This window comes from Thioclava atlantica (assembly GCF_000737065.1).
In the GTDB taxonomy this organism is placed as follows: domain Bacteria; phylum Pseudomonadota; class Alphaproteobacteria; order Rhodobacterales; family Rhodobacteraceae; genus Thioclava; species Thioclava atlantica.
In genome coordinates this window covers 1-6,893 of record NZ_AQRC01000029.1, presented here as the reverse complement: position 1 = coordinate 6,893, position 6,893 = coordinate 1, and the positions used below count along the sequence as shown (strand labels likewise).

Below are 6,893 nucleotides of genomic sequence, written 5' to 3'. Positions count from 1 at the left end.
CTTGTAGAACTCGGCGATGCGGCGCAGCCCCTCGGCGGCGATCTCGGAGCCGTCGCGGTCGAACACCTCCTTCAGCTTGCGCCGCGCGTGGGCCCAGCAATGCGCCACGCGGACCGGGTCGCCACCCTTGCGGGTGGGCCGCGTCAAACGGTTGTAACCCTGGTAGCCATCGAGCTGCAGGATGCCGTCGAAGCCGTGCAAAATCTTCTCCGCGTTCTCCCCGGCGCGGTCGGGCCGCCATGCGCATCAGCGTGCAAAGCCGCGTTGCCAACTCGCCCTTTTCACCCGAGATGTCGCGACAGAACCCTTGTGTTTGCAGCCGGGGCGTGGGCCTCCGATGCATGCGCCCGCACAGCGATCATGCGCAGGATACGGTGCTGCGCGCGCGCGTCTGTGTCCTTCGCAAGCAGGTCATGCAATCCGACATGTGCACCGGCATCAATAACGCGGTCTATGCCGCAATCATGATAGAAACGGTTCAGCGTCGCGACCGTATTCCCGTCTAAAGAGCGCATGAGCATCAGGGCATGACTCTGAACTGCATTTCCATCCGCCATCGGGCGCCAGCGCTGTGCAGTTCCCGCGAACTTTCGCCCCGCTATCGTGATGTTGAATCGTCCGTCACAAAAGGCCCCCGGCACGGCCCCATATCTCGCGCTTATGCCTGCATCAGAAAGAGCCTCGCAAATCGGCGAGGTTAGTTGCCTATAGGCATCCTCAAGCCCGAAAGCTGCGCCCGGAGGCGCGCGGAACAACAGCGACAAGTTCACAATATCAGGGCCCTGCGGCACCAGATCGCCGCCTGTGGCGCGCAGATGAACCGGCCAGCCTGCGTCATTGGCGCGTGAACATGCGCGCTTGAACCCGGGTTGTCGGCTGAGGCTTGCGGGCGCAACCAGCGCGCGCTCGCAAGACCAAAGCAGGGCAGCGCCACCGCAACGCCCGGCCGCAATGTCGCCCAAGCGTGCGGCCTCCCAGTCCAGTGCGTCGGCAAGCGCCAGTTCTCGCACCGGACTGTCCGGCGCTGTCATGGTCACGCGATCGTCCCGATCACGTCCCCCTTGCGCACGATGTCGTTGGCCTGTTTCGTGATCGTCAGAACGCCATCGGCGGGCGCGGTCACTTCAAACTGCGATTTCTCGACCATGATTTCAGCGATCAACGCCCCCTTTCGCACGGTCGCTCCGTCGCTTGCCAGCCAGTTGGTAATAACGGCTTCCATACCGTCGTCCTGCCACAAATCCTGCGGCACCTTCACCTCGGTCGCCATGCGCCCACTCCTAAATTTGATTGTCCCGAATTACATTTTGCGGTATGCGGCGATGATCTTGTCGGGATTGGGCAGACAGAGTTGCTCCATATGTCTGGCATAAGGGATCGGCACGTCCGGATAGGTGACGCGTGCCGGAGACGCCTTGAGCTTTGAGATGTCATGCTCGGTCACGGTGGCTATGATCTCGCCCGAGACGCCATAGCTGTGATAATCCTCGTCGACCACGATCAGACGCCCGGTTTTGGCGACCGAATTGATCACCGTCTCACGATCAAGCGGAACCAGCGACACGAGATCAACCACCTCGGCGCTCACGCCCTCTTCGGCGAGCCTGTCGGCGGCCTTCAGCGCATTATGGACCCCCATTGCAAGGCCCACCAGCGTCACATCGCGGCCCTCGCGCACGACCTTCGCCTTGCCGATCTCGACGCTATAATCGCTTTCGGGCGTGTTGACGGTGGCGCCGGGTTCGGTGCTCAACCAGCCCATCCCCTGCAACCCCTTGTGAAACATATAGATCACAGGGTTGTCGTCGCGGACCGCAGCGGTCATCAGCCCCTTGGCGTCATAGGCATTCGAGGGCGAGACGACCTTCATGCCCGGCAGATGCGCGAAGGTGCCGTAAAGACATTGCGAATGCTGGCCCGCATCCGAATAACCGCCCCCCGTCGAAGTCATCAGCACCATTGGAACGGATGCGTTTCCGCCCGAGAAATAGGTGTTCTTGGCCATCTGATTGTAGATCGCGTCAAAGCAGACGCCGAAGAAATCGACGAACATCAGTTCGACGACAGGCCGCATCCCGTCCATCGCCGCGCCAACGGCGGCGCTGATAAAGCCGGTTTCGGAAATCGGGGTGTCGCGCACGCGCTCCTTGCCGAATTCCTCGAACAGGCCGCGGGTATTGCCGAAGATGCCGCCGAAGCCGCCGATATCCTCGCCCATCAAAAAGACAGTGGGGTCACGTTGCATCTCTTGCTGCATCGCCTCGGCCATCGCACGCGCTATGGTCAGACGGCGTTCGTTTGTTGGCTGGTCAAGCATGGGTCAAATCCTTTCATGCCACAGATTTGTGGAGGTCGGAAAATCAAACAAAAACGGCGGTCAACGCATCGGTTTCCGGCGCATATTCGCTGTCGCGGGCAAAAGAGATCGCTTCGGCCACGCGGGCCTCGGCGCGCTTTTCCAGCGTGTCCAGGCTCTCGGCAGCGTGGCCCTCGGCGATCAGGCGTTCGCGCATTTTGGGGATCGGATCCTTGGCAAACAGCGCTTCCTTCTCACCCTTCGGGCGATATTGCTCTGCATCGCCCATGAAATGCCCCGCCAACCGATAGGTTTCGATTTCGATCAGCGTTGGGCCCTCGCCATCGCGGGCGCGCGCGATGGCCTGCCCCGCGATGTCAAAGATCGCATAGGGATCGTTGCCGGGGATGTAATGACCGGGCATACCGTAGCCCGCCGCGCGCACATCATTGCGCGCCACGGCTGTCGCCTCGGATTTGGGAACCGAAATGCCCCAGGAATTATCCTCAATCACGAAAACAACCGGAAGTTTCCAGACGCCCGCGAGATTGAGAGCCTCGTGAAACGCGCCTTGGTTGGCCGCACCCTCGCCCAGAAAGGCGACCGCAATCCCCGACTTTTTCTGCAGCTTGCGTGACAGCGCGGCACCACACGCCGGACCACAGCTTTCGGCGATAATGCCCGAACAGGCGAAATTCACCGCCGGATCGAACAGGTGCATGTGGCCACCCCGGCCACCCGACAATCCGGTCGCTTTGCCAAATATCTCGGCGGCCATCCTGTTTAGATCCACCCCTTTGGCAATCGCCTGATGATGCGGACGGTGGGTTGCTGTCACGGTGTCCCTAGCGTCCAGATGTGCACAAACGCCGACTGCGACCGGTTCTTGGCCGTTCGACAGGTGCATCTCGCCCGGTATCGGGCCGCTGGCCATGTTGAACGCCGGGGTCTTGCCTTCAAGATAAACCTTCTCGATCGCTTCTTCGAAGCGGCGGCTGACCACCATGGTTTCATACATCCATAGTAATTGCTCTTTCGTCGGTTTCATGTGAGTCCTCCGATCGGTAACTTTCGTGCGAGCGCGCGAACCCGTTAACGCTAACCGGGATCCGGCAGCCTGCTTTGATATAGGTCATTGCAGACTGCCGCCGTGTCATCTCTTTCGAGCTACAACGCGTATTGCTCGCGCGCGAATTTTCCGATGCCGGCTGCGTCCAATGCAGACAGCGGCGCAAGGAATGTCACCTGAATGACGCCCGGCGCACGACCGATTTCGATAGCCCCGTTGGTGGTGGCGCGGTTTCGCACTTCGGGGACCGTCATGCCAAGCAGGTCGGCGGCGCGACCCAGCCCGTTTTCGATCGCCTGATTGAGTGTCGGGCCAGTGCCGATAACCGAAATCGGAGCCGTTTCCTCCAACTGGTCGATATCCCATTCCCGCGCCAGTGCGATGGCTTTCGCCTTTTCATCGGCGCTGAAGGGTCGCGCCATGGGGGGCAGATCGTCAAGCCGGGGAAACAGCACCGGACCGGCAAGGGTGCGCCCCTTGATCACCTCGACCTGCAATGTGACGCTGCCAGCCACATCCATCGTGTGCCCCGCGATCTCACCATCGCCCTGCCCCGCATGCATGTCGCCGATATAAACGCCCGCCCCCGGCACTTTGACCGGAGTCAGCAGGATCGCGCCGTCGCGCACCGCATCGATATCCATGTGTCCGTCTGTGCGATGCTCATCCAACTGCTCAGCCGTCACCGCGTATTGGTGCGGGGCGCCAATCAAGGCCGAGCCGAAATCACCCGCATTATGCGAGTCTGGCAACGGCATCGACGGCGTCGTGCCCAGTTGCCCGAGAAACGGTCGCATCCGCACTATCACTGCGGGCATGTCAGAGGGCGCATAGACGAGGATGGGGTGCTGAACCGAATGATCGGGCAGCGCTGCGTAATGTTCGGCATTATGCGCAATCTTCTCGGCCGCCTTCTTGGGCATGGTCACCCCGACACTGCGGGTCTCGTCGAACACGACGGTATATCCGTGAACCACCTCGAACGGCTTGACGGGATTGCCGCAATTGTCGCAGCGCACCGCGTCCGGTCCGATCCCTTCGACATGGGTTTCAGGCCAGAGCGTGTCGCAATGCGGGCAGCGGGCCGCCACATAGGGATCGCCAAGACAGAACCCTTCGGGTGAGGAATCGTGACCCGAAGCCGTGGCGATGGCGGTTACGGTGATGTCGCGGATCCGGATCGCCAGCGCATCGCCGGGCTCTGCACCGTTCACGTAAACGGGCTTCGTCACCTCGTGTCCGCCGCGCAGACGCGGAGTAATCATCGGCCCCCAGCATCCCGGTGCGGTATTGGCGATGATCGTGCCGCCATCTTCAACCGGGCCAAGCATTGGCTGGGATGGGTCCAAAATGCCGTTGGTAAACTCCTGCACGACAAGACTGCGCTGCGCTGTGCGGGGGCCGTCTTCGGTTTGATCTTTTGCCACGGGTGTCTCCTATCTCGGATAGGTGCCGGTCAGGTCGCGACCAGCACCTGGTTGAACGGAATCTGTGACAGCGGCGTTCGCAGCAAGCATGAGTGTCCAAAGACTGCGACCACGAAAAGCGACTCGTGACCTAGAACGGCGCTACCAGTGAGCTTCATCCTCGGACTGAGATAACGGCGAGTCAATTGGTTTGACCGGCTGCGCATGTTAACAAGGCTAGAGACATCGCGCCGCCGTGGTGATCCAACGGACACCATCCCCCATCGGTCGGCCCTGCTACCCTCAGGCCCCCTGTCAGCAGGCCCTCTCACACCAGGGAAAGCTCTTGCCGCCGCGACAGCCGGTTTATTTAGCAAGCATTGGAAAGCGATCGGTTGCATAGCGTGTGTGGCAGGCGGTGCAGGCCCCGATCATTTGGCTGAATGTCGCATTTTGCGCCTCCCGGTCGCCATCGCGGCCCACTTGAGCAAGATCGGTCGAAAGTTGGTGAAAGGCTTGGTCCCGGGTAACGAATTCCTTGGGAACGGCAGCCTTCAGATCCTGCTTGTCTTGCGGCGTCATGGATTGCTGCAGGATGAAACTGTCATGGATCTGTTGTGCCAGACTCGCGACGCGGGCGTCGTCTCCAGCGATCAGGGCCGAAATAATATCCTTGCTGGCCTGCTCGATCGACAGCATTTCCTTACGCAGCAACTCGCGCAACTTCGGCGTCAGATCGGGACTCTGTTGCGCAATTCGGCTGTTAGGCGAGGTTCCCCTATCCCCGGACAGACTTATCCCACGACCTCAGTGACAGGTATGCCGAGCGCGGTGTAGCCATTCAGGACGGCTATGCGGATTTGGAGTTCAGCGACCTGACGGTCGAAGACCCGCGCCATGAGGCGCTGCCCCAGCAGTTTCATACAGTGCATCTTCGTTTCGACGCGGCTTCGGCGGTCTTCAACTCGCTCGCTTTGGCAAGCGGTGGCAATCCGAGAATTCTTCTTAGAACGATTCAAGAAATGGAGCGCTTCAATACGAGCTCAGCGAACTCTGTGATCAAGGGATTTTACAGGGGTCAGATTTGGGGCGAGCACACCGAGTTAGGGGATAAATACACGGGACATAAAGGTATCATAGATTGGGGCCGAGATTTCCTTGAGGGAACTGTGATGCCGTCTATTGATACCTATAATAGTCAGCGGAAAGAAAAGGGGCAGGATGAATCGACGATATACTTTTGGGTTCACAAGGATTGCCCCGCATCCGTGAAAGAGGCCTTGAGGCTGCTGTCCTATACGGGCGTTATACGAAAAATTGACGAGCACATCAGGGCAACTCGCTCAGAATTAGGTGCTCGGTATGAAGTGAAATATGGGTGTGTCATAGCAGCGGAAAGCAATCCATCCAGCCAGTCGAAAGAGTTTTTCAGGAAAATTTCTTTAAAAAAATTTCCAGAGTTTGGAAAAAACCATCCTGCGTATACGACTATTCAAGATATATCAACCACGCAGCTAACTGAAGCTCAATATCGAGACGCATTAAAGGGCATGCTGTCTCGTTCGGTTGATGTGTTGCCCATGCTTACGGCTTGGCAGAAGGGGAAGTTGAAAGGGGTTAATATTCTCACGATCGAAGACCTTCATTCAAGAACTGAAGAAGAGTTGATTGAAAAGATATATGGCGTCGGCCCTGCGCGAGCCCGCACCATAAAAAATGCTGCTGCTGCCGAGTTGCTAGAATACCTCTCAGGGTAAGCTTATGTCGGAAATATAAATTTAAGAAGCAGTCGGCCATAATGATATCTCCCGGACTTAGGATGCACACTATTTCCGGGAATTGCTTCTTCACAGCATCCAATTCAAAGAATACCCAGAAAATACACGCGACGGGTGGCATCTATGTTATCCGAAAATTTGATTCAAGTTGCGCGTCGAGGTGGCAAAGATGTAAGCGGCGGCTGCATCCCACCCCAGGTTCAGCTTGACGGATTGAAGTTCCACGGGAGAAGTTCGTCGATGCGGCCTTGCGGATGACCGGCGGCGATGGCCTCGAGGAGGGCCTTGAGATAGGCGAAGGGCTCGACGCCGTTGATCTTTGCGGTCTCGATGAGCGACGCGAT

The 6,893-nt window shown here is 58.7% G+C and carries 8 protein-coding genes and 2 pseudogenes; 1 reads left to right on the top strand and 9 read right to left on the bottom strand.

The window, feature by feature from the left end; all coding sequences use genetic code 11:
- The 8 genes and pseudogenes from DW2_RS18690 to DW2_RS19575 all read right to left on the bottom strand — a co-directional run.
- Positions 1 to 240 (bottom strand): annotated as a pseudogene (locus DW2_RS18690) (IS66 family transposase); the annotation flags it as partial.
- Between the two features lie 41 nt (positions 241 to 281).
- The gene (locus tag DW2_RS19945; RefSeq protein ID WP_420340846.1) at positions 282 to 1,031 is read right to left on the bottom strand and encodes a lipoate--protein ligase family protein; all 750 of its coding nucleotides are present in this window, start codon (positions 1,029 to 1,031) and stop codon (positions 282 to 284) included.
- Positions 1,032 to 1,033: 2 nt separating this feature from the next.
- Entirely contained in the window at positions 1,034 to 1,270 is a 237-nt protein-coding gene (locus tag DW2_RS18685; RefSeq protein WP_038148951.1) for a biotin/lipoyl-containing protein, read from the bottom strand.
- Between the two features lie 30 nt (positions 1,271 to 1,300).
- The gene (locus DW2_RS18680; protein WP_081875082.1) at positions 1,301 to 2,317 is read right to left on the bottom strand and encodes an alpha-ketoacid dehydrogenase subunit beta; all 1,017 of its coding nucleotides are present in this window, start codon (positions 2,315 to 2,317) and stop codon (positions 1,301 to 1,303) included.
- A gap of 43 nt (positions 2,318 to 2,360) precedes the next feature.
- Positions 2,361 to 3,344 (bottom strand): thiamine pyrophosphate-dependent dehydrogenase E1 component subunit alpha, encoded by a 984-nt coding sequence (locus tag DW2_RS18675; protein ID WP_238321364.1) that lies wholly within the window; start codon positions 3,342 to 3,344, stop codon positions 2,361 to 2,363.
- Between the two features lie 119 nt (positions 3,345 to 3,463).
- Entirely contained in the window at positions 3,464 to 4,792 is a 1,329-nt protein-coding gene (locus DW2_RS18670; protein WP_038148945.1) for an acetamidase/formamidase family protein, read from the bottom strand.
- Positions 4,793 to 5,137: 345 nt separating this feature from the next.
- Positions 5,138 to 5,494 (bottom strand): cytochrome c, encoded by a 357-nt coding sequence (locus tag DW2_RS18665; protein WP_156103049.1) that lies wholly within the window; start codon positions 5,492 to 5,494, stop codon positions 5,138 to 5,140.
- Positions 5,495 to 5,565: 71 nt separating this feature from the next.
- Positions 5,566 to 5,727 (bottom strand): annotated as a pseudogene (locus DW2_RS19575) (IS5/IS1182 family transposase); the annotation flags it as partial.
- A 66-nt stretch (positions 5,728 to 5,793) separates the two neighbouring features.
- On the opposite strand from DW2_RS19575, the gene DW2_RS19940 reads away from it, so the two are divergent.
- Positions 5,794 to 6,528 (top strand): hypothetical protein, encoded by a 735-nt coding sequence (locus DW2_RS19940; RefSeq protein WP_156103047.1) that lies wholly within the window; start codon positions 5,794 to 5,796, stop codon positions 6,526 to 6,528.
- A 221-nt stretch (positions 6,529 to 6,749) separates the two neighbouring features.
- Here the strand turns inward: DW2_RS19940 and DW2_RS19570 are convergent.
- Positions 6,750 to 6,893, bottom strand: a 144-nt coding sequence (locus DW2_RS19570; RefSeq protein ID WP_156103045.1) for a transposase domain-containing protein, incomplete at its 5' end; no start/stop codon positions are given.